At 58.7% G+C, this 22,054-nt stretch carries 16 protein-coding genes and 3 pseudogenes; 10 read left to right on the forward strand and 9 right to left on the reverse strand.

The window, feature by feature from the left end; translation table 11 throughout:
• Positions 1–184: 184 nt before the first annotated feature.
• The 3 genes from ALO64_RS16875 (at position 185) to ALO64_RS25720 (ending at position 2,511) form a co-directional block, all read left to right on the forward strand.
• Positions 185–1,402, forward strand: coding sequence for an aldose 1-epimerase family protein (locus ALO64_RS16875; RefSeq protein ID WP_044323057.1), 1,218 nt, complete (start codon positions 185–187; stop codon positions 1,400–1,402).
• Positions 1,403–1,560: 158 nt separating this feature from the next.
• Positions 1,561–2,235: a type 1 glutamine amidotransferase domain-containing protein gene (locus ALO64_RS16880; RefSeq protein ID WP_044343395.1), complete on the forward strand. Its 675-nt coding sequence runs from the start codon at positions 1,561–1,563 to the stop codon at positions 2,233–2,235.
• A 126-nt stretch (positions 2,236–2,361) separates the two neighbouring features.
• Entirely contained in the window at positions 2,362–2,511 is a 150-nt protein-coding gene (locus ALO64_RS25720; protein ID WP_002554136.1) for a hypothetical protein, read from the forward strand.
• Between the two features lie 6 nt (positions 2,512–2,517).
• Here ALO64_RS25720 and ALO64_RS16885 read toward each other — a convergent pair whose 3' ends face one another.
• The 3 genes from ALO64_RS16885 to ALO64_RS16895 form a co-directional block, all read right to left on the reverse strand.
• The gene (locus ALO64_RS16885) at positions 2,518–3,453 is read right to left on the reverse strand and encodes a LysR family transcriptional regulator (RefSeq protein ID WP_044343396.1); all 936 of its coding nucleotides are present in this window, start codon (positions 3,451–3,453) and stop codon (positions 2,518–2,520) included.
• Between the two features lie 68 nt (positions 3,454–3,521).
• Positions 3,522–4,748: a cyanate transporter gene (locus ALO64_RS16890; RefSeq protein ID WP_044343397.1), complete on the reverse strand. Its 1,227-nt coding sequence runs from the start codon at positions 4,746–4,748 to the stop codon at positions 3,522–3,524.
• A 113-nt stretch (positions 4,749–4,861) separates the two neighbouring features.
• A complete protein-coding gene (locus ALO64_RS16895; protein ID WP_044343398.1) occupies positions 4,862–5,983 on the reverse strand; it encodes an MBL fold metallo-hydrolase in 1,122 nt (373 codons plus the stop codon).
• A gap of 194 nt (positions 5,984–6,177) precedes the next feature.
• On the opposite strand from ALO64_RS16895, the gene ALO64_RS16900 reads away from it, so the two are divergent.
• The gene (locus tag ALO64_RS16900) at positions 6,178–6,792 is read left to right on the forward strand and encodes a TetR/AcrR family transcriptional regulator (RefSeq protein ID WP_002554141.1); all 615 of its coding nucleotides are present in this window, start codon (positions 6,178–6,180) and stop codon (positions 6,790–6,792) included.
• A gap of 18 nt (positions 6,793–6,810) precedes the next feature.
• Here ALO64_RS16900 and fahA read toward each other — a convergent pair whose 3' ends face one another.
• Both fahA and hmgA read right to left on the reverse strand, forming a co-directional pair.
• Positions 6,811–8,106: a fumarylacetoacetase gene (fahA, locus tag ALO64_RS16905; RefSeq protein WP_044343399.1), complete on the reverse strand. Its 1,296-nt coding sequence runs from the start codon at positions 8,104–8,106 to the stop codon at positions 6,811–6,813.
• The gene (gene hmgA, locus ALO64_RS16910; protein ID WP_005732621.1) at positions 8,103–9,410 is read right to left on the reverse strand and encodes a homogentisate 1,2-dioxygenase; all 1,308 of its coding nucleotides are present in this window, start codon (positions 9,408–9,410) and stop codon (positions 8,103–8,105) included. The genes fahA and hmgA overlap by 4 nt, the downstream gene beginning before the upstream one ends.
• A gap of 138 nt (positions 9,411–9,548) precedes the next feature.
• Here hmgA and ALO64_RS16915 point away from each other — a divergent pair, with 138 nt between their 5' ends.
• Positions 9,549–10,340: an IclR family transcriptional regulator gene (locus ALO64_RS16915; protein WP_002554144.1), complete on the forward strand. Its 792-nt coding sequence runs from the start codon at positions 9,549–9,551 to the stop codon at positions 10,338–10,340.
• 1 nt (position 10,341) lies between these two features.
• Here ALO64_RS16915 and ALO64_RS16920 read toward each other — a convergent pair whose 3' ends face one another.
• Positions 10,342–11,925: a sensor domain-containing diguanylate cyclase gene (locus tag ALO64_RS16920; RefSeq protein ID WP_044343400.1), complete on the reverse strand. Its 1,584-nt coding sequence runs from the start codon at positions 11,923–11,925 to the stop codon at positions 10,342–10,344.
• A gap of 356 nt (positions 11,926–12,281) precedes the next feature.
• Here ALO64_RS16920 and ALO64_RS16925 point away from each other — a divergent pair, with 356 nt between their 5' ends.
• The gene (locus ALO64_RS16925; protein ID WP_044343401.1) at positions 12,282–14,480 is read left to right on the forward strand and encodes a putative bifunctional diguanylate cyclase/phosphodiesterase; all 2,199 of its coding nucleotides are present in this window, start codon (positions 12,282–12,284) and stop codon (positions 14,478–14,480) included.
• A gap of 58 nt (positions 14,481–14,538) precedes the next feature.
• Here the strand turns inward: ALO64_RS16925 and hppD are convergent.
• A pseudogene (hppD, locus tag ALO64_RS16930) lies at positions 14,539–15,604 on the reverse strand (4-hydroxyphenylpyruvate dioxygenase).
• A gap of 144 nt (positions 15,605–15,748) precedes the next feature.
• Entirely contained in the window at positions 15,749–16,384 is a 636-nt protein-coding gene (gene maiA, locus ALO64_RS16935; RefSeq protein ID WP_010215319.1) for a maleylacetoacetate isomerase, read from the reverse strand.
• A gap of 159 nt (positions 16,385–16,543) precedes the next feature.
• Here maiA and glcD point away from each other — a divergent pair.
• The 4 genes and pseudogenes from glcD (at position 16,544) to ALO64_RS16955 (ending at position 20,766) form a co-directional block, all read left to right on the forward strand.
• Positions 16,544–18,043 (forward strand): annotated as a pseudogene (gene glcD / locus ALO64_RS16940) (glycolate oxidase subunit GlcD).
• Positions 18,043–19,101 (forward strand): glycolate oxidase subunit GlcE, encoded by a 1,059-nt coding sequence (gene glcE, locus ALO64_RS16945; protein ID WP_044343402.1) that lies wholly within the window; start codon positions 18,043–18,045, stop codon positions 19,099–19,101. The pseudogene glcD and the gene glcE overlap by 1 nt, the downstream one beginning before the upstream one ends.
• Positions 19,102–19,103: 2 nt before the next feature.
• Positions 19,104–20,315 (forward strand): annotated as a pseudogene (glcF, locus tag ALO64_RS16950) (glycolate oxidase subunit GlcF); the annotation flags it as partial.
• A gap of 55 nt (positions 20,316–20,370) precedes the next feature.
• A complete protein-coding gene (locus tag ALO64_RS16955) occupies positions 20,371–20,766 on the forward strand; it encodes a heme-binding protein (protein ID WP_044343403.1) in 396 nt (131 codons plus the stop codon).
• Between the two features lie 78 nt (positions 20,767–20,844).
• On the opposite strand, the gene ALO64_RS16960 is transcribed toward ALO64_RS16955, so the two are convergent.
• Entirely contained in the window at positions 20,845–21,816 is a 972-nt protein-coding gene (locus tag ALO64_RS16960; protein ID WP_002554154.1) for a WD40 repeat domain-containing protein, read from the reverse strand.
• Between the last annotated feature and the right edge of the window lie 238 nt (positions 21,817–22,054).

A 22,054-nucleotide genomic window follows, 5' to 3' on the forward strand; every position in this document is an offset into this window, starting at 1 on the left:
GTCACCTTTTCGCCCCTCGGTGAGTTACTTCGATAACGTCGCACTCTGTGTCTTCAGTGCCACGGTGATTGAAAAGCGCTTTGCCTGGACTCTGCCCATTGCTGAATCGTTTAACTCGGCGTTAAATAGCTGTTCAGACGGTATGCAACACCATAATTCCAATAATTACAGAAGGACCATCACCATGAAATCCCTTCCTCTGCTCGTAGGCCTCGGCGCTCTTACAGCCGCTTCCAGTGTGTTTGCCTGGGATTATGTGCTGCTCGACACCGACAAGGCTGCGCAGAATCAGCAGATCACCAGTCAGCAGCTGGGCGTCAAGACCGACAAGCCGTTCACTGTCACGATGCGTACGCTGCATGGCGGTCGTCAGGAAGGCGTGAGCATTATCGATATCGATAATGGCACGATGAAGCTGTCAGTCGTCCCGACCCGTGGCATGAACGTGCTGCAGGCATCAGTCGGCGATGTGCGCATGGGCTGGGATTCTCCGGTCAAGGACGTGGTCAATCCGGCCTTCATCGAGCTCAATGGCCGCGGCGGCCTGGGCTGGCTGGAAGGTTTCAACGAGTTAGTGACCCGCTGCGGCTATGAGTGGGTGGGCCACCCGGGCATGGACAACGGCGAGCTGCTGACCCTGCACGGCCGTGCGGCCAACATTCCGGCGAGCAAGGTGACACTGCAGATCGACGAAAAGCCGCCCTACGCGATCCGCCTCAAGGGTGAATTGAAGGAGCAGGCGTTCAAGAAGGTCGACTTCTCGGTGCAGACCGAACTGGTCACCGAGCCAGGCAGCACGAGCTTTTCGCTCAACGATACGCTGACCAACAATGGCGACTATCCGAAAGAATACCAGGCGCTGTACCACAGCAACTTCAGCACGCCGTTCCTCGAGCAGGGGGCGCGTTTCGAAGCGCCGGTCAAGCAGGTCTCGCCGTTCAATGAAAAAGCCAAGGGTGACCTGGGCGACTGGCAGACCTACCGCGCACCGACGCCGGATTACGACGAGACGGTCTACAACATCGTGCCCTACGGCGATGCCAAGGGTGACACGCTGACCGTGCTGCACAACAAGGCTGGCAGCCTGGGCGTGTCGGTCGGTTTCAATACCAAGCAGTTGCCGGTGTTCTCGCTGTGGAAAAACACCGACACCAAAGGCCAGGGCTACGTCACCGGACTGGAACCGGGGACCAGCTTCTCCTACAACCGCCGCTTCCAGCGCCCGCTGAATCTGGTGCCAACCATTGCGCCGAAAGAGCAACGCCAGTTCCAGATCAGCTACAGTCTGCTGGCTGACAAAGGTGCTGTCGACAAAGCCCTTGGGCAGGTCAAGCACATTCAGGACGATCGCGAGACCGAAGTGCGCAAAGAACCGCTGGTGGATCTGACCAAGGAGCAATGATCCTCATCCGAAAACGCAGCGGTGAAACAGTGCCGGATGTCGACGCACGTCATTGTGTCGACATCCGGCCCTGCTCGTTCCGGCGGTAAAAAATTCTCACAACACTTGAGGTTTTTGCCTGTCTACACCCTCTCACCCCTTCGAAGACGAGCATGCACATGAAAATCCTGATGGTTTTGACATCCCATGACCAACTGGGCGACACCGGCAAGAAAACCGGTTTCTGGCTCGAAGAGTTCGTCGCGCCGTATTACGCGTTCAAAGAGGCCGGTGCCGACGTTACGCTGGTCTCTCCGAAAGGCGGTCAACCACCGCTGGACCCGAAAAGCGATGAGCCTGATGCTCAGACCGACGACACCAAGCGCTTCTCCAAAGATGCCGATGCGCAAAAAGCGCTCGCCAATACGGGCCTTCTGTCTGGCGTCAATGCGGCCGATTTCGATGCCGTGTTCTACCCGGGCGGTCACGGCCCGCTGTGGGACCTGGCTGAAGACAAGGACTCCATCGCGCTGATCGAGGCCTTTGCCAAGGCAGACAAGCCACACGGGATGGTCTGCCACGCACCTGGCGTATTGCGTCACGTAAAGTCGCCGGACGGCCAGCCGCTGGTCAAGGACCGCCGTGTCACAGGCTTCACCAACAGTGAAGAAGCGGTCGGCCTGACCAATGTCGTGCCTTTTCTGGTCGAAGACACGCTCAAGCAACTGGGCGGTGACTATTCCAAGGGCGACGACTGGGGCGTCTACGTGCTGACCGATGGCAAGCTGGTAACTGGCCAGAACCCGGCCAGCTCTGCGCAGGCGGCCAAAGACTTGATCACTCTGTTGAGCTGATTGATGTGCGCGGTTCAGCGTCCGACGCTAACAGCACCGGGCGATAAACCGCGCGTCATTTAAATCGAATCTTGCACCCGCCACACTGACCAATAACTACACCCCCCGACAAAAAGGAATACGGTCATGGCAGATGAATCCAAACGCGAAGACCTCGATCACAAACCGGAAAACGCCGGCAAGGTGGGCGAGAAGAACAAACAGCTCAATCAGCAGGGCGAACAGGCCCGACCTGCCACCTCACCCGACCCGCAGAAAGACAAGTCAGGCAACTGACACCCGTCAGAGCAAGCCGCGTTCGGCACACACCTTCACGACTTGTTCACGCAGCCAGCCGCTGGCTTCGTCTCGATCCGCTTGGGCGCTCCACAGCATGTCCAGGCTGAAGCCAGGCAGGTCCGGTGGCAGTTCGAATACGGAAATCCATGGCTCATTGCCCAGCAGGGTCTGAATGCGCCTTGGCAGAACCAGCATGAAATCTGTGCCCTCAAGCAATTGCAAAGCCGCGCGGTAGCTGTTGGCCCGCGCGACAATGTTGCGCTCCAGACCCTGTCGCTGCAGCCAGCCATCCACCATGTTGGTGTCGGACGTCCACGGCGTCGGGTAGACATGACGATGCTGGACGAAGGTTTGAGTGTCGATCAGGGCGCTGAGCGGCGCGAACCTGGAGTCCATGACGCAAACCAGATCATCCTCCATCAACACCTGCGAAATCAGACTGTCCGGGACTCGGTGAAAGCCAGGCCCGAAGCACAGGACGAGGTCAAAACGACCGTCGTTCAACTGCTCGGCAGGCAACTGCTTCTCAAGTTTTTGCACATTGACCGTCACCGAGAAACCAGCGGCAGCGAAGTCACGCATCAAATGCGGCAATACCAGCAGCTCGAAATACTCCGGCGCACAGACCGTGAAGGTCGTTTGTGTGCGAGTCGGGTCGAACAGATCGAGGCCGTCATGGCACAGATTGACCGAGCGGAGAATCTGCTGCACATGGTCGTGCATGGCCAATGCCTTGCGGGTCGGGCGCATGCCGTTGCGGGTGCAGATGAAAAGGTCGTCCTCGAAGTTCGCACGCAGCTTTTTCAGGCAGTAACTGACCGTCGACTGGCTGACATGCAACGCTTCCGCGACCAGGGTCAGGTTGCGCTGCTCATACACCGAGACAAAGACCATCAGGTCCTGCATGTCCAGCTTTCTCAGGGCATTACTGTTGAGCATTGAGGCATCTCGCTGGCACTGCGACCGGACGATCAGGTCCACGCGGACAAGATAGCATCAAAATGCAATCATGCCGCCCCCTCGCCAATAATGACCGGTTTGACGCCGGCGCTGCGCAGGTGCTCAGCATAGCGTCGGGGGTCGAGTCGCACCACCATCAACAGCATGATCGCGACCAACGCCATCAGTGAACACCATGCACCTGCAAAGCTGCCCGTCAGGTCGCGGATTATTCCGGCAAACAGCGGCGACAGGCTGGCAATCAGATAACCCACGCCCTGCAAGAATGCGGTCAGGCCGCCTGCCTGTCGAGGATCATCGGCATGGTCCATAGACACAATCAGGCTCATCGGAAACAAACCGCCGATCCCCAACCCCAGCAAACAGGTCCACAGCAGGCCCAGCCGCTGCGGCAGCAGAATCAGCCCGGCAAAACCGATCATCATCAACACCAGCAGCACCGCCAGCGCTACGCGTTTATCGCGACTGCGGTTAGCCAGCGCCGGAACCAGCAGACCCGATACGACCTCCATCAGGGTCAGAAAGCCCAGCAACAGGCCGGCATCCTGCTCGCTCCAGCCGTTCTCCAGATAATACGGCGCAAGCCAGGCCAGTACGCAGGTATAGGACGCAGTACCGAGGCCGAAGAAAACTCCCAGCATCCAGGCCCGAGGTATATGGAAAAAAGCCTGCCGGGGCCCGGCAGCGTTTGAAGTGTCGACCTGTAACACGCGCCGCTGGGCGAACCAGACGCACACTGCCAACAGTGCCAGAAGCGACCACACCGCCAGACCAGCGCGCCAACTGCCGCTGCTGCTCATCACCAATGGGCTGAATGATGCGGCAAGGGCCGCGCCGCCCATGATCGCGGTTACGTACAGGCCCATGCACAATGAGACGTTGGCCTTGAAACGCGATTTGATCAATGCGGGCATCAGCGCCTGAATCAAGGCAATGCCAAGACCTGCCAGCACAGCGCTGAAAATCAGTTCGACAGCAGAATCGAGAACCAGACGCGCCAGGGTTGCCAGGCCGATAAGCACCAGTGAAAGCAGGATGCTGCGATGCGTCCCCAGGTAACGCGCGATGCCGATGCCGAAAAACATCGCCAGCCCCATGGCCATGATCGGCAGCATGGTCAGCAATGACGCCATCCCGAAGCCCAGCGGCACCTCCAGACGAATCGCCGCAAGCAACGGACCGACCGCTGCCATCGATGGGCGCAGGTTGAGCGCCACCAGTACGATACTGACCATCAACCCCATATTCCGAACCGCCGAGCTACGCACCTGCATACCGTCACCATTACTTTCGATGATCAGGATTAGGCCGGGCGAGTGCTCATATGACAAATCAAAATCTGGGTGCTGCTATTTAAAAAATCAGTTCAGCAATGGCGCGGGCAGTTTCAGGCATTTTGCCGAGGGCATTTGCAGTTCGTTACTCGGCCGTGCTGCTCGGGCTCGGGCTCGGGCTCGGGCTCGGGCTCGGGTTCAGGCTCGGCAACTTCATCGACGCCGAGCCACCATGTCAAACCGCGACACGGGTATTGCACATAGAACGGCTGGCCCATCATCGGCGTGGTGATCGAGACATTCTGCTCCCAGGCCAGCGCCAGGATGCGATCGAACGGTTCGTGCCAAGCGTGCATCGACAGGTCGAAGGTGCCGTTGTGAATCGGCAGCAACCAGCGACCGCGCAGGTCCAGATGTGCCTGCAGCGTCTGCTCGGGTTGCATGTGCACATGCGGCCATTCGACGTTATAGGCCCCGGTTTCCATCAGCGTCAGGTCAAACGGTCCGTATTGCTCGCCGATGGTCTTGAAGCCATCGAAATAGCCGCTGTCGCCACTGAAAAAGATCCACTGATCGCCGTCGATCATCACCCAGGACGCCCACAGGGTGCGGTTGCTGTCGAGCAGCGTACGCCCGGAAAAATGCTGCGAAGGCGTAGCGACAAATTCGATGCCCGCCACTTCGGTGGACTGCCACCAGTCCAGTTGGCGGACCTTGTGCGCGGGTACGCCCCATTCAATCAGCGTATCGCCTACACCAAGTGGTGCCAGAAAATGCTCGGTCTTGTCGGTCAGCGCCTTGATCGCCATACGATCCAGATGGTCGTAGTGGTTATGCGAAAGAATCACCGCCTTGATTGGCGGCAACTCTTCGAGGCTGATCGGCGGCTGATGAAAGCGCTGCGGCCCCGCCCACTGCACCGGCGACGCGCGCTCGGCAAACACGGGATCAGTCAGCCAGAACTGGTCGCGTAATTTGAGCAGGACCGTCGAATGCCCGAGGCGATACACCGTGTTGTTCGGCGCTGCCAGCAACTGCTGACGCGACAGCGGCTGCACCGGAATTTCGCCTGCGGGGCGCGTGTCCTTGGGCTTATTGAATGCCTGATCCCAAAAAATGCGGAGCGTTCGCAGCAGACTCGCCGGTTTCATCGTCGCGTGATTCCGATATCGCCCCTCATGACGGGACAGGACAGGCAGTGAAGAAGCATCCTTTTTCTGATGTGTCGAGGCCATGGTTTGCTGACTCCTGGGAACAGGTTGAGGCACCAGCCGTGCATACTTTGTACGTGATCCCGTTGCAGGATGCTCGATGAAAGATATGTAACAGTGTTTTACACTACACGGTGTAGTTTTAAGCTTGCATGATCCTTGGCGACAAGTAAACTGCTGAGTGTAACTTTCTCTAAACGTCCGTTTGAAGCGAACCTATGACCGCACCCATGCGCCTCACCGATCAGAAACGCGAATCCATCGTCCAGGCAGCTATTGCCGAATTTGGCGATCGTGGTTTCGAGGTCACCAGCATGGACCGCATCGCTGCTCGGGCCGAGGTGTCCAAACGCACGGTCTACAACCATTTCCCCAGCAAGGAAGAGCTGTTCGCCGAGATGCTGCAGCGTCTGTGGAGCTGTGCCCCGCCGCAATCGGAAGTGATTTATCACCCCAATGTCGGTCTGCGCGAGCAACTTCGAGACCTGCTGTGGGGCAAGATGCGCAACCTGACCAACAGTAATTTTCTCGACCTGGCGCGTGTCGTGGTGGGCGCTACCATTCACTCGCCCGAGCGTGCTCAAGTGTGGATGGCCCGTATCAATGAGCGCGAAGAAACCTTCAGCGCGTGGATCCGGGCGGCTCAGAAAGGCGGTCGCCTGAAGCCTGTCGACCCCGGTTTTGCGGCGACGCAGATGCACGCGTTGCTCAAGTCGTTCGCATTCTGGCCACAGGTAACCTTCAATGCCGCACTGCTCAACCCTCAGGAGCAAAGTGATGTGGTCGAGTCGGCGTTGAACATGTTTCTGGGCTGGTACGAAGTGACTCCCTGAGGCTTCTGATCCGGTTTTTCAGTCGAGTACGATGCCCCGGCACTCGCCAAAGCCAATCGACACCTGCCCTTCCCGATGACAACGGGCACGCAGGATGACCTCGTCGCCAGCTTCCAGGAATATGCGCTTTTCACCGTTGGGCAACGCCACTGACTGCTTGCCGCCTGCGGTCATCTCCAGAAGGCTGCCGTACTGACCTGTATGAGGGCCGGACAGCGTACCCGTGCCAAGCAGGTCGCCCGGTTGCAACCTGCAGCCGTTGACGCTGTGGTGTGCGACCATCTGCGCCACGGTCCAGTACATGTTCAGCGAGTTGCTCAGACCCAACCGGTAAGGCTCCAACCCCTCGGCCTTCATCTGCGCGGTCAGCAGCAGCACTTCCAGCTCGATGTCCAGCGCGCCACCCTGCTGATCATTCTGATCAAGCAGGTACGGCAGCGGCTGAGGATCGCCCTCCGGACGCAGTGGCTGGGGGCTGCGGAAGGGTATCAGCGCTTCGGCGGTTACCACCCAGGGCGAGATCGTCGTGGCAAAGCTCTTGGACAGAAACGGTCCCAGCGGCTGGTACTCCCACGCTTGAATGTCACGCGCCGACCAGTCGTTGAGCAGGCAGAACCCGGCGATGTGCTTCGCGGCGCGGTCAATCGCGATGGCATCGCCCTGCGCATTCCCCGGCCCGATCCACACACCCAGCTCCAGTTCGTAATCCAGGCGTTTGCAGGGACCGAAAACGGGAACGTCCTGACCCGGCGCAAGGGTCTGCCCATTGGGCCGCCGGACCGGCGTACCGGATGTGCAGAGCGTCGATGCCCGGCCGTGGTAGCCAATCGGCACATATTTGTAGTTGGGCAGCAGCGGATTGTCCGGACGGAACAGCTTTCCGACGTTCAGCGCATGGTGAATACCAACGTAGAAGTCAGAATAATCACCTACCCGCGCCGGCATGTGCAGGCTGCACTCGCTCATCGGCAGCAGCAAACCTGCAACGGCCTGCATACTGTCACGTTGCGGGTTGTCCGCATCCAGCAGTTGCAGCAATGCGCTGCGCAATGCCTGACGGGCTGGCGCGCCCAGCGCAAAAAAATCGTTGAGCTGATCGCGGCTGGCCACTTCGGCAGCCTCGGCGGCCTGCCCGTGAAAAAACCCCGCGGCTGTTGCTGCGCGCAGATCGACAATCAGATCGCCAATCGCCACGCCACCACGCGGGCCGGTAGTGCCATGGCTGAACACACCCAGAGGCAGGTTCTGCAACGGAAAATCAGCGTGCTCGTTGGCCGATGCCACCCAGCTACGACGATTGAGAGAGCCAGTCATCGGCGCGGTTCCTTGTTGAATGTCCTGGTCATGTCGTTCCAGCAGGCATCGTAATCGGCTTGCAGTTGCGGGCAGCCGAGCGCGTGGCGGCTGGGACGCAATACCTTGCCGGTCTCGAACATGAAGGCCATGGTGTTTTCGATTTTGTGCGGTTTCAGCTCGGCAGTAATGGCCTTTTCTGCCGTGACATTATCCGGGCCGTGCGCGCTCATGCAGTTGTGCAGCGAGGCGCCCCCGGGCATGAAGCCTTCAGCCTTGGCGTCGTAGGCGCCATCGATCAGGCCCATGAATTCGTTCATCAGGTTGCGGTGGAACCACGGCGGGCGAAAGGTATTTTCCGCCACCATCCAGCGCGGCGGGAATATAACGAAATCGATATTGGCCTGGCCGTGGGCGGCACCTGGTGAAGTCAACACAGTGAAAATCGATGGGTCCGGGTGATCGTAACTGACCGTACCGATGGTGTTGAAACGCCGCAGATCATACTTGTACGCAACGTTGTTACCGTGCCAGCCCACCACATCAAAGGGTGAATGCTCCAGGTGTGTCGACCACAGTTCACCAAGGAACTTCTGCACCAGCTCCACCGGTTGCTGATTGTCTTCAAACCAGGCCACTGGCGTCAGAAAATCACGTGGATTGGCCAGCCCGTTACTGCCGATCGGACCAAGCTCCGGAAGGCGCAAGGCGCAACCGTGGTTCTCGCAGATGTAACCGCGGGCGCTGCTGTCGAGCAGTTGCACGCGAAACTTCATGCCTCGCGGCAAGACGGCGATTTCCAGCGGCTCGATGTCCAGCAGACCCAATTCGGTGATGATTCTGAGTCGCCCCTGTTGCGGCACAATCAACCATTCGCCATCGGCGCTGAAAAACGCACGCTGCATCGAAGTGTTGGCTGCGTATACGTAGACGCTCACACCGTCTGCCTGATCCGCCGCCGAGGTACTCGCCAAAGGGATCAGGCCATCAATGAAATCGACAGGCTCGGCGGGGATATCGAAGGCATTCCAGCGCAACCGGTTGGGGTTGATCGGCCCCTGCTCCCGACCGGCGATCTGCAGATCCATGCGCTGGTAACGCGGATGGGCTGCCGATGGGCTGATCCGATACAGCCAGGTACGTCGGGCTTCGCTGCGCGCAACCGTGAATGCGGTGCCCGAGAACTGCTCGGCATACAGGCCCAGCGGATGCTTCTGCGGCGAGTTCTGACCAATCGGCAAGGCACCAGGCAGCGCCTCGCTGCTGAACTGGTTGCCAAAGCCCGACTGATAAGCCATTACGTCGGAACGGGAGTGGATAGCCATCTGGACCTCTTGTTGTTATGGGGTCGGGCAGAGACGGATAAAACATCATTTAACGTAAAACGATTACGCATAACGTAATTTGAGTTTGCCAGCCGGTCAAGCTATAAAGCTGCCTTTCCCGATCGGCGCACAGCACCCATGACCCAGGACATCGAAAGCTCGACAGGCGGACGTCAGCAAAAGGTTCAGGCCGCCGAAGTTGGGCTGGGCGTGCTCAAGGCGCTGGCCGATCTGTCGCCCTCCACTTCCCTGTCGAAACTGGCCGAGCATCTGGGCATGCCTGCCAGCAAGGTTCATCGTTATCTACAGGCGCTGATTGCCAGTGGCTTTGCCGAGCAGGATGCTGTCAACAATCACTACGGGCTGGGGCGCGAAGCGTTGCTGGTCGGGCTGGCCTCACTCGGCAAACTGGACGTGCTGAAAGTATCGGCGCCGTGGCTGGCCAGCCTGCGTGATGAACTGAACCAGACCTGCTTCCTGGCGGTATGGGGCAACAAAGGGCCGACTGTGGTGTATGTCGAAGCGTCGATGGGCGCAGTGACGCTGGTGACGCAAATCGGCTCGGTGCTGCCGTTGCTCGGCTCGTCTACCGGCCTGGTATTCGACAGCTTTCTGAACGAGCGCGAAACCGCTGCGCTTCGCGAGCAGGAAATGCCTTTGCTGAGTGCCGACCAGTTGCGCGACGTCAAGCTGCATATCGAGCAGATCCGTACGACGGGCGTCCACCAGATTCAGGGCTTGCTGATGCCGGGCATAAACGCAGCCTCTTCGCCGCTGTTCGCCATGGGCAACAAGCTGGTAGGCGTGATCACCGTGGTTGGGCCGGGATCGGTGTTGAACGACGAGACGCAGAATCTGGCGGCCAGGCGGCTTTTGCAAACGGCGCAGGCCATCAGCGAGCGTATGGGCGGTAGCCGTCCGTCAGACTGACTCAGGAAGAGGCGGTTGATACCCTGGCGAAATGGCTCGCTCCATGCCAGCCGTGAATCAGCCGACCCTCGACGCGGTTACGCCCTTTGGTTTTGGCCAGGTAAAGCAGCCGATCCGCTTCCGCCAACGCGGCGGTATGTCCATCCTTCTCTGCTGCGTTGATCGACACCACGCCCGAGCTGATGGTCAGTTTGCCCAGCGGGCTGGCCGAGTGCTCTATACGATTGGTTTCAACGGATGATCTGATTTTTTCCGCGATCTTCAGCGCCCCTGCCAGGTCGGTTTCAGGCAGCAGAATGACAAACTCTTCGCCGCCGTAACGTGCCGCGATATCCCCAGCCCGGTCAAGACTGTTGCCTATGAGCTCAGCCACTTGCTTCAGGCAGTCGTCTCCCTGCAGATGACCGTAGGTGTCGTTGTATTGTTTGAACCAGTCAATATCCAGCAGAATGATCGCGATAGTTGCAGTATTCCGGCTCGCCCGCGCCCACTCCTGCTGCAAGGCCGCATCGAAGCAGCGTCGATTGGCCATGTGCGTGAGGCTGTCCGTGTGAGCGATGATCTCCAGCTCGTTCCTGGCGATGTTCAGTTCACCTTCCGCATTGATCAACTGCTGGATTTGCCGGTACAGCAGGACGCCAAGCAAAACCAGCGCAAGGATAATAATGCCGGTGATGGTCATGGACCGGTGTGCATAGGCCCACCAGGGCGCGAACACATGCTGACAGGAGACGCCTGCAGCGGCGACGATCGGCAACCCGGACACCCGCCGATAGGCGTAGATCCTTTCCACCCCGTCCACCACGGAGTTGATCACCGCGGTGCCGCTGTCGCTGTCGCTGTCGCTGTAGGGCAGATAACGAGTGAAGATATCGCCCTTGGCGACATTGGTGGTCATCAGTGCGGTTAATGTGGGGCGCCGCGCCAGCAGGTCGCCATTGTTCAGAGCGAGAAAGATCACCCCCTTGTCGTCTACATCCATGCGCTGGAAAAACGCCTGAAAATAAGCCACCGGTACGGTGGCCAGTGCAACGCCAGCAAAACTGCCATCCGCAGCATTGATACGCCGACTGACCGGGATGGCCATATCCCCGGTATTACGGCTTTCTACGATAGACCCCACATGAATGGACGGGTCAGGGTTATCGCGATGGTAAATGAAGTAATCGCGGTCTTCGTTGTTTCTGGTGTGCACGCCGTTGGCAAAGGAATTGGCGACCCAGTTGCCCTGAGCATCGTAGATGAACAGCCCCTGAAGCCCTTTGACGTTTATCAGGTCTTGAGCCATCAGCCTGGTCAAGCGGCTTTGCTGCTGGCCTGCGACCCCGTCCTGTTCCACACGCTCGACAAGGTCACGCAGCGTATTGTCAGCCTGTTGCAGGGTGTCCTGAGCCTGCTGCTCAGCGGCAAGCACGATATTGGACACCGCAATCCTGGCGGTGGCCGCGCGCTCGAGCTTCGACTGGTTCATCTGCCAGACGGTAGCCAGGGTCAGCGATAGACAGACCAGGGCAATGAAGCCGATCAACGCTTTGCTGAGCGCCGAAGGTGTAAGCCTCGTCGAAATAAAGGAAAGCCGTTTCATAGGGTTGTCATCAAATTGGCAGTGAACCCCGCCATGCAGTTTCCATACCTTAGCGCCACTAACCCGAACACGTTGTTACACCGAGGTCACGCGGGGCTTAGTTGAATGAATGCCCCGCAGGCTAGTTGCTCAAGAAGTCATTACAGGTATTCGGTTTTTTGACGATACAGCTTCTAAGCTGCTAGAGGCAGCTACCGATACACTACTGTGAGAGGTGCTGCAATGTATCGAACTTTGCTTTTCCGGCATGGCGCAAACGCGTGTTGGCAGGGTGTTTTCACCGATGCCGGCACAGCGGCATTGTACATCGATCGCTTCGAGTTTCAGGCGCGATCAGCTTATAGCGATGACCTCAAATGAGTACTTACCCAGTCGGCGATGACGACGAAGAGCGTATTCGGATTTTGAATGCTTTTTCGTTGATGGATACCCCACCTGAGCACGAATACGATCAGATCGTGCAAATGGCATCGCGGATTTTCGATGTGCCCATTGTGCTGATTTCGCTGGTTCATCGCGATCGGCAATTCTTCAAGGCGCGTATCGGCCTCGATGTCTGCGAAACGGGCCGTGACGTCTCATTCTGTAATTTTGCGCTCATGGGCCGTAACGTTTTTCTGGTGCCTGATGCATTGCAGGATGAGAGATTCAGCTCAAACGCCTTGGTAGTAGGCGCTCCCTATATTCGCTTTTATGCCGGGGCGCCGCTGATAACCGCCAGCGGTCATGTGCTGGGCAGCCTGTGCCTGATCGACAATAAACCTCGGGAGACTTTCTCGCAGCGAGATCAATTGGTTCTTCAGGATCTGGCGGTCATAGTCATCGAAAGAATGGAGTTGCGTCGGCTTGCGCTTGAGAATGAAGACAGCCACGCCCGCTTCATGAATATCACCTCGACTTCACCCGACGCGATTATCTGCTCGGACAGCAAAAACCGGATCATCTCATGGAACAACTCGGCCGAGCTCATTTTCGGACATCGATCCGAGGACGCCCTGGGAAAGCCTCTCGACATTATTATTCCGCCAGAAATGCGCTCCAGGCATCATGCAGGTTTGTCGAGGGTGGCGTCAGGCGGCCCGACATTCATTATCGGAAAATCCATTAACCTGACGGCCATACATCGCGACGGTCATACAATCCCGATCGAGCTTTCGCTCTCACAATGGACGTATGCCGGCGAGCCACAATTCGGGGCGATCATTCGTGACGTCACCCAGCGTGTCGAGGCGGACAAATTACTCAAGCATGCGGCTGAATACGATCATCTGACCGGGCTTGCCAATCGATCGACACTCAAAAGGCGGATCAAGGAGGCGTGCGATGCGCAGCTGCCAGCAGCTATCCTGCTGATCGATCTGGACGGTTTCAAGGACGTCAACGACACGCTGGGCCACGCTGCGGGCGATTTTGTGCTCAAGGTGACCTCTCAGCGTCTTCGCGAACACGTACCGGCCTGCCATATGGTCGCCCGTCTGGGCGGCGATGAGTTTTTCGTTTTCCTGTCAGACACGGCAGACCCTGACAACGCAACCAGGCTGGGCCTGGCGCTCATAGCGGTCATCGAGGAGCCGATTGAGTTTGAAGACAATTCAATCTATATCGGTGCCAGCATCGGCGTCTCCGTAAGGTCCGGCTCCGACTACGACGAGGAGCAAATGCTCGGCAATGCGGATCTGGCGCTCTACCAGGCCAAGTCTGACGGACGCTCCCTTGTTCGCACCTTCACCTCCGAGCATCGACAGACCGCGTCAAGAAGAGGCGCGCTCAGCTCATCGATGCGTCAGGCGTGGGCCAACAAAGAGTTCGAGCTGTACTACCAGCCTCAGGTACGACTTGCGGACGGTCGTATTACCGGAGCCGAAGCCCTTATACGCTGGAACCATCCGACACTGGGTGTGGTGTCTCCGGCGGTTTTTCTACCTGCACTGGAAGCGGGTCTTCTCGCGGTACCGGTGGGCGAATGGATCCTGCGCTCAGCCTGTGAGCAGGCAGCGCAATGGCGAAACACCGGCTGTGACGAATTTCGCATCGGCGTCAATCTGTTCGCCGCTCAGTTTCGCATGCGTGACTTTGCCGAAATGGTTGAAAGTGCGCTTGAAGACTTTTCCTTGCCGGCACACTCACTCGAGCTGGAGATCACGGAAAACATCATCCTGCGAAACGAACAACGCATTATGGAACCGTTGCGCCACCTTCGCTCATTGGGTGTGGGCATTGCATTCGACGATTTCGGTACCGGCTATGCGTCCCTGAGCCTGCTGAAAGACTATCCGGTGACACGGCTGAAAATTGACCGCTCATTCGTAAGTGGCGTGGAGCGCAGCAAGAAAGACGAAGTCATCATTGAGGCCGTTATCAGGCTGGCGAACGGCTTCAATCTCCAGGTCACGGCAGAAGGCATAGAAACCCGCGAGCAGGAAAGTCTGATGCGCCATTATGTGTGCGACGAGGGTCAGGGCTATTTGTATGGTCGTCCCATGCCAGCGCATGAATTTACCGAGCGTTATATCTCGTCTCTCAATCGACAGGCTGACGTGCTCAAGCACAAATGACTCAGAACGAGCCTGAGCAGGCTCGTCTGATCGCAAGGCGGACACTTCCGGTTATCGCTCAATCCGGCGTCAGTACGCCACGCTGTATCTGGTCACGCTCGATGGATTCGAACAGCGCCTTGAAGTTGCCTTCGCCAAACCCGTCGTCGCCCTTGCGCTGAATGAATTCGAAAAACACCGGGCCCATCAGCGTTGCGGAGAATATCTGTAACAGCAAGCGACGCTCGCCTCCTTCGGAAGAGCCATCGAGCAGAATACCGCGTGACTTGAGCTCGGCCTCCGGCTCACCGTGATCGGGCAGTCTTCCCTGAAGCATTTCGTAGTAAGTATCCGGCGGCGCCGTCATGAAACGCATGCCGGTTTCCTTCAGCGCGTCCCAGGTCTTGATCAGGTCATCGGTAAAGAACGCCACATGCTGAATGCCTTCGCCGTTGAACTGCATCAGAAACTCTTCGATCTGCCCGGCGCCCTTGGACGACTCTTCGTTCAGGGGAATCCGGATCATGCCATCCGGGGCGGTCATGGCCTTTGAGGTCAGACCGGTGTATTCGCCCTTGATGTCGAAATAGCGCAGCTCGCGGAAGTTGAACAGCTTTTCATAGAACCCTGCCCAGTACGCCATGCGCCCGCGATACACGTTGTGGGTCAGGTGATCGATGAATTTAAGGCCGGCACCGACCGGGTGGCGATCAACGCCTTCGATGAAGTTGAAGTCGATGTCGTAAATCGAGGTGCCTTCACCGAAACGGTCGATCAGGTACAGCGGCGCGCCACCGATGCCCTTGATGGCGGGCAAGCGCAATTCCATGGGGCCGGTGGCGATTTCCAGCGGTTGTGCGCCCAGTTCAAGTGCCCGGTTGTAGGCCTTTTGCGCGGAACGCCATGCCGCATACAGAAGGGCCATGTTCGGCGGCAAAGTATGAGGCCAGACTGTGCGGCTCGTTGTTGAGGATCAGGTTGATCGCGCCCTGACGATACAGTGTCACGTCCTTGGAGCGATAGGTTGCGACTTTGGTGAAACCCATCATCTGAAACACAGGCTCCAGGCTGTTGGGGGTCGGTGACGCGAATTCGATGAATTCAAAGCCCATCAGGCCCATGGGGTTTTCGTAGAGATCAGCCATGACTGGCTCCTTGCAGGAAAAGTGAGAGTGGTTAAACCAGCGCAATCACTGTCCTGCGGGCGGCGCACACGGGATCCCTCGCACGCTGCGCGCGAGAAAATCACCGAATATCAGTTGCAGACCAAGAATCTTCATGAGGGCAGCCTACTCCGGCTTATCCGATTGTGCATCAGGGTGTGCCTGTTGAAAGGCCGGATGTTGCATGGCCAGACGCTCGACCCGCAGGATACGCGGGTATGCACTTAGTTGGACGTTGTAGCGATGGGCTGCATACAGCTGTGGTAACAGGTAAATGTCCGCAAGGCCGGGGCTCGTACCAAAACAGAAACCATCCTTTTCGATCAACTGCTCGACGGCCTGCAAACCTTCGCCGATCCAGTGCTCGATCCAGCTCAGAATAGCGGGTTCGTCGTGACCCAGACCGCGTAACCGGTTGAGCACCGAAACGTTGTGCAAGGGGTGAATGTCACAGCCGACCAGCGCCGCAACGGCCCGCTGGCGCGCACGCAGAACAGCATCCTGCGCCAGTAACGCAGGCTGCGGGTAGCACTCTTCCAGGTATTCAATGATCGCCAGTGACTGGGTGATGACCACGCCATCGTCCAGCCTCAATGCAGGCACCCTGCCCTGCGGGTTGACCGCCTTGTAGCCGGGTGTGCGCTGCTCGCCGCCATCAAGCAGCAGGTTGACCGGGATCGCAGCGTAATCCAGCCCTTTTAGGGCCAACGCAATACGCACACGGTAACTTGAGGTCGAGCGGTAGTAAGTGAATAGGTCCACGGAAGTCGCCTGCCTGACGCACGGGTGCTGTGTTTATTATTTTCGTAACCACATTACGTAATGCGTAAATTGCGCGATCCGCCTGACGCTGTCAACTCAAGCCTTGTGCTGAATGAGCTAGGATGCATTAACCCGATAAAAACAACGCTGGGTGCCTGCATGAATATTCTTTATGACGAACGCATCGACGGCGCGCTGCCCGCAGTCGACAAGCAGCAATTGCTGCACGAGCTACGACGCCAACTGCCCGACCTGGACATTCTGCACCGCGCCGAAGAGCTTCGGCCCTAAGAGTGCGACGGGTTATCGGCCTATCGCACCACGCCGATGCTGGTGGTGCTGCCACGCCATGTCGAAGAAGTGCAGACGCTGCTCAAACTGTGCCATGCGCATCGCGTGCCGGTGGTCGCTCGCGGCGCGGGCACCGGGTTGTCGGGTGGCGCACTGCCACTGGAGAAAGGCGTGCTGCTGGTGATGGCGCGCTTCAATCAGATCCTCGCTATTGATCCGGCTGCTCGTCTGGCGCGGGTCCAGCCCGGCGTACGCAACCTGGCCATTTCCCAGGCAGCAGCACCCCACGGTCTGTATTACGCACCCGACCCTTCCTCGCAAATCGCCTGTTCCATCGGCGGCAACGTGGCAGAAAATGCAGGCGGCGTGCATTGCCTCAAATACGGACTGACCGTACACAACCTGCTCAAGGTCGAGATACTGACCGTCGAAGGCGAGCCAATGACCCTGGGCAGCGACACGCTGGACTCACCGGGCTTCGACTTGCTGGCACTGTTTACCGGCTCCGAAGGCATGCTCGGTGTCATTACCGAAGTCACGGTCAAGCTGTTGCCCATGCCGCAGGTGGCCAAAGTGCTGCTGGCGGCGTTCGATTCCGTGGAAAAAGCCGGCGGTGCGGTGGCCGATATCATTGCCGCAGGCATCATCCCCGGCGGGCTGGAGATGATGGACAATCTGGCGATTCGTGCCGCCGAGGATTTCATTCACGCAGGCTATCCGGTTGATGCAGAAGCCATCCTGCTTTGCGAGCTGGACGGGGTTGAAGCCGATGTACATGCCGATTGCGAACGGGTTCGCGAGGTATTGACACTGGCTGGCGCGACCGAAGTGCGTCAGGCGAAAGACGAGGGCGAACGGGTGCGCTTCTGGGCTGGGCGCAAGAACGCCTTCCCCGCCGTAGGCCGTCTGTCACCGGATTACTACTGCATGGACGGCACTATCCCGCGACGCGAGTTGCCAGGGGTATTGCGCAGCATCAAGGAGTTGTCAGCTCAGTACGGCCTGCGCGTGGCAAATGTGTTCCATGCTGGCGATGGCAACATGCACCCGCTGATCCTGTTCGATGCCAATCAACCGGGTGAGCTGGAGCGCGCCGAGGCGCTGGGCGGCAAGATCCTTGAGCTGTGCGTCGAGGTCGGCGGCAGCATCACCGGCGAGCACGGTGTCGGTCGCGAGAAGATCAACCAGATGTGCGCGCAGTTCAACAGTGACGAACTGACTTTTTTCCATGCCATCAAGGCCGCATTCGACGCCAGCGGCCTGCTCAATCCCGGCAAGAACATCCCGACCCTGCATCGCTGCGCGGAATTCGGTGCCATGCATATTCATGCCGGGCAATTGCCGTTTCCCGAACTGGAGCGCTTCTGATGAGCGAGATGGACAAAGACGTCAGCCAGGCTCTGCTCGAACGGGTCGATCAAGCGCTACGGGAGAGCACGCCGTTACGTATTCAGGGTGGCAACAGCAAGGCCTTGCTTGGCCGTGAGACAGCAGGCGAGGTGCTCGATACCCGCGAACACCGTGGCATCGTCAGTTACGACCCGACAGAACTGGTGATCACCGTCCGCGCCGGTACGCCGCTGAGCGAGCTGATGCAGGTGCTGGACGCCGCAGGCCAGATGCTGCCCTGTGAACCGCCCGATTTTGGCTGCGCAACGATCGGCGGCATGGTCGCCGCAGGACTGTCGGGCCCGCGCCGCCCCTGGAGCGGGTCGGTGCGTGATTTCGTGCTGGGCACCCGGGTTATCACCGGCCTCGGCAAGCACCTGCGCTTTGGTGGCGAAGTCATGAAAAACGTTGCAGGCTATGACGTTTCACGCCTGATGGCAGGCAGTTTCGGCTGCCTTGGGGTGCTGACCGAGGTGTCGCTCAAGGTGCTGCCCAAACCGCGTCTATGCAACAGCATCGCGTTGCAGATGGACAGCTCGCAAGCCTTGGCCCGCCTCGCTGAATGGGGTCAGCAACCTATGCCCATCAGCGCAGCCAGCCACGACGGTCAAGTGCTGCGCCTGCGTCTTGAGGGCGGCGAAGGCTCGGTGGCAGCAGCCCATGAGAGGCTCGGTGGCGAAGTGTTCGATGGCGCTTACTGGCAGCAGTTGAATGAGCAGCGTCTGCCCTTTTTTCTGGACCCGCGACCTTTATGGCGGCTCTGCGTACCTGCCCAAAGCGCCGTACTGGAACTGCCAGGCGAGCAACTGCTCGACTGGGGCGGCGCACAACGCTGGCTGAAATCCGACGCAGACGGCGAAACCATTCGAGCGATCACCACGGCGGCTGGCGGGCATGCAACCTGCTACGGCCAGGGCGTTGTCGACAACCCGTTCCAGCCGCTGGCCGCACCTGTACTGCGTTACCACCAGGCCCTCAAGGCCCGGCTCGACCCGCAGGGCATTTTCAACCCCGGCCGACTGTACGCGGAGTTTTAAGCATGCAGACCACATTTAGTGAACACGCCAGAACCCTGCCCCGCGCCGAAGAGGCCGAACACATCCTGCGCAGTTGCGTGCATTGCGGTTTCTGCAACGCCACCTGCCCGACCTATCAACTGTTGGGTGATGAGCTGGACGGCCCGCGCGGCAGGATATACCTGATCAAACAGGTGCTCGAAGGCCAGCAAGTCACCGAAAAAACCCGCTTGCACCTGGACCGCTGCCTGAACTGCCGCAACTGCGAAACCACCTGCCCGTCCGGCGTGGATTATCACAACCTGCTGGACATCGGCCGTGCAGCGGTTGAGGCCCTGTTGCCCCGCCCGCTTGGCCAGCGGTTGCTGCGTGAAGGCCTGCGCCAGGTAATTCCCAATGCCGGACTGTTCCGTTTGCTGACCGGAATGGGCATGAAGTTCAGGCCCTTGTTGCCGCAGACACTGGCAACCAAACTGCCTGCAACAGTCCATGCTGCCGGGCTGCGGCCGACCACTCGTCATGCGCGTCAGGCGCTGCTGCTTGATGGTTGCGTGCAGCCAGGTCTGTCACCTAATACCAACGCTGCCACGGCACGCGTGCTTGATCGTCTGGGCATCGGTATTACTGCGGTCAGCAAGGCCGGATGCTGCGGCGCCGTGGATTACCATCTGAATGCACATGAGGCAGGTCTGAACCGGGCGCGGCGCAACATCGACGTCTGGTGGCCCGCGCTCGAAGGCGGTGCCGAAACCCTCATCCAGACGGCCAGCGGTTGCGGTGCATTCGTCAAGGACTACGGCCATTTGCTGCGCCACGACCCAGCCTATGCCGACAAGGCCGAGCGCATCAGTGCGTGCACAAAGGATCTGGTCGAGGTACTGCGTGACGAGCCGCTGGAAACCCTGGGCATCAAGGTCGACACGCGACTGGCGTTCCACTGCCCATGCACCTTGCAGCACGCACAGAGACTCGGTGGTGAAGTGGAACGCGTACTGACTCGTCTGGGCTTCAACCTGACCCAGGTGCCGGACGGCCATTTATGCTGCGGCTCCGCCGGCACCTATTCAATCACTCAGCCGGCCTTGGCCCGTCAATTGCGCGACAACCGCATGAACGCGCTGGAAAGCGGCAAACCTCAGGTCATCGCCACCGCCAATATCGGTTGTCAGACTCACCTGGCCAGCGCCAACCGAACTTCGGTACGGCACTGGATCGAGCTGATTGATGAAGCGCTGGCACTCCAGAATCTCGCTGAACTCCTATCCAATAACCACTGCTCCGGAGCAACCCATGAAAATCAAAGCCGTCCTTACCCAAACCGAAGTGAGCCTGATGCTCGGTGCCGCACGCGACGAGGCCCAGGCCAATGGCTGGGCTGTGGCCATCGCGGTCGTTGATGACGGCGGCCATCTGCTCGCATTCGAACGACTGGACAACGCGTCGCCGATCAGCAGCTATATCTCGATCGAAAAAGCCCGTACCTCGGCACTCGGCAAACGTTACGAAGAAATGGTCAACGGCGGGCGTACGGCATTTCTCAGCGCCCCGCTGCTGACCTCGCTGGAAGGCGGCGTTCCGGTCATCGTCGACGGTCAGGTGATTGGCGCGGTGGGTGTTTCCGGCGTTAAGGCCGAGCAGGATGCACAAGTGGCCAAGGCCGGCATCGCGGCGCTGAATGCCGACTGACAGCGCAAGCCGCCGATGACTATATACAACCGGCCACTGCGCCTGCGTCATCCGCCGTGGCAGGTTTGGCAGGCGCACCTACAGCCTGTAGATCGAAATCCAGCTCATGTCCGGGTGGGAGGAGTAGATATACGTACCGGTCCTGTTGAGTACCGCGCCGCCCACCGAAGGAAAATAGGCGATACAGGTGGCGATTCCCTTCACAGTGTCGATCCGGTAGACGTCGTAATTGCAGGTGTAGATCGCATACACATAGCGCTCATCCGGCGTGACGCCTATGACTTTTACCGGATAGCCCTGGGTACCTATCTTCTCCCGATAAAACATTTTGTTGGTGGCGGCATCGATAATGTACACCTCGTCGATTCCGCCCACGTACAGCCAGGCGCCATCGGAACTGAAGGCCATCGACCGCGGATCTGAAAATCCGGGAATATCATGCTGCAGGTAATCCACCCTGCTGATTGCAAGAACATCGGTGGGTGCCGTCCGGTCGACCAGCATCGTTGCGTAAAACCGGTCATTCAGGGGGCTGATCCCGAGGGCCAGCGACGCATTGGTCAGGGCACCCAGATCAAACTCGTTTTCGACCGTGTAGTTCTCGGTCTCGATCAGGCGGATAAGCCCGCCAAGCGCATTCTGAAAGGACAGGCAGATAAAACGGCCATCCGGGCTGCACAGGATACGGTTGACGTTGGCAGCCGGAAGTATCCTGATGACCTCCCGCAAGCGCGTGTCCACCACGTAGCACCTCTTCTGGCCAATGGTATAAAGCCGTTTCCCATCGGGGCTCAGGGTAATCGCACCCGCGCCTGCCCGCTTGATACTGCCGACCACGCTTGCACTGGCGATGTCGACCACGCTGACTTCGCGGCCACTCTCATGAGCGACATACAGCGTAGTTTCATCGGGACTGATAACGATCTCAGCGGGTACAAAGCCCAGCGGGATAATGCCGGTCAACCATGCGATGTCCAGAGGGACTCCTGAACCGACCGGGTCTGCGATGTGAGTCAGAGCTCTAACGTTTTGAGATGCTTTTTTTTGCATTTCTCTCACCCTTCAATAGGTCTTGTAAGACCGCCAGGACGGGGAATAGATAAGAAGATATATCCCCGTCATCCAACGATGCGGCCAAGACACTTATGCCGCTCCGATCCAAAAACGTAGGGGCATTGAATACTCAACACGAGGGGATGGGTACTGTCAGAAATAACAGTCCAGACGCACCGAAACCGTCCGAATGAGGGTATCAGCAGCGTTGCAGGACAGGGCCGTCGGGCACTCC

It is taken from the genome of Pseudomonas meliae, from assembly GCF_001400515.1.
GTDB lineage: Bacteria > Pseudomonadota > Gammaproteobacteria > Pseudomonadales > Pseudomonadaceae > Aquipseudomonas > Aquipseudomonas amygdali.

Excerpts from the sequence above, each read along its gene's own strand:
- ALO64_RS16895 (WP_044343398.1), bottom strand. The coding sequence starts at position 5,983 with ATGGCCTCGACACATCAGAAAAAGGATGCTTCTTCACTGCCTGTCCTG.
- ALO64_RS16875 (WP_044323057.1), top strand. The coding sequence starts at position 185 with ATGAAATCCCTTCCTCTGCTCGTAGGCCTCGGCGCTCTTACAGCCGCT.
- fahA (WP_044343399.1), bottom strand. The coding sequence starts at position 8,106 with ATGACTGGCTCTCTCAATCGTCGTAGCTGGGTGGCATCGGCCAACGAG.
- ALO64_RS16960 (WP_002554154.1), bottom strand. The coding sequence starts at position 21,816 with ATGCAAAAAAAAGCATCTCAAAACGTTAGAGCTCTGACTCACATCGCA.
- ALO64_RS16955 (WP_044343403.1), top strand. The coding sequence starts at position 20,371 with ATGAAAATCAAAGCCGTCCTTACCCAAACCGAAGTGAGCCTGATGCTC.
- ALO64_RS25720 (WP_002554136.1), top strand. The coding sequence starts at position 2,362 with ATGGCAGATGAATCCAAACGCGAAGACCTCGATCACAAACCGGAAAAC.
- ALO64_RS16925 (WP_044343401.1), top strand. The coding sequence starts at position 12,282 with ATGAGTACTTACCCAGTCGGCGATGACGACGAAGAGCGTATTCGGATT.
- hmgA (WP_005732621.1), bottom strand. The coding sequence starts at position 9,410 with ATGGCTATCCACTCCCGTTCCGACGTAATGGCTTATCAGTCGGGCTTT.
- ALO64_RS16880 (WP_044343395.1), top strand. The coding sequence starts at position 1,561 with ATGAAAATCCTGATGGTTTTGACATCCCATGACCAACTGGGCGACACC.
- glcE (WP_044343402.1), top strand. The coding sequence starts at position 18,043 with ATGAGCGAGATGGACAAAGACGTCAGCCAGGCTCTGCTCGAACGGGTC.
- ALO64_RS16900 (WP_002554141.1), top strand. The coding sequence starts at position 6,178 with ATGACCGCACCCATGCGCCTCACCGATCAGAAACGCGAATCCATCGTC.
- ALO64_RS16915 (WP_002554144.1), top strand. The coding sequence starts at position 9,549 with ATGACCCAGGACATCGAAAGCTCGACAGGCGGACGTCAGCAAAAGGTT.
- ALO64_RS16885 (WP_044343396.1), bottom strand. The coding sequence starts at position 3,453 with ATGCTCAACAGTAATGCCCTGAGAAAGCTGGACATGCAGGACCTGATG.
- ALO64_RS16890 (WP_044343397.1), bottom strand. The coding sequence starts at position 4,748 with ATGCAGGTGCGTAGCTCGGCGGTTCGGAATATGGGGTTGATGGTCAGT.
- ALO64_RS16920 (WP_044343400.1), bottom strand. The coding sequence starts at position 11,925 with ATGAAACGGCTTTCCTTTATTTCGACGAGGCTTACACCTTCGGCGCTC.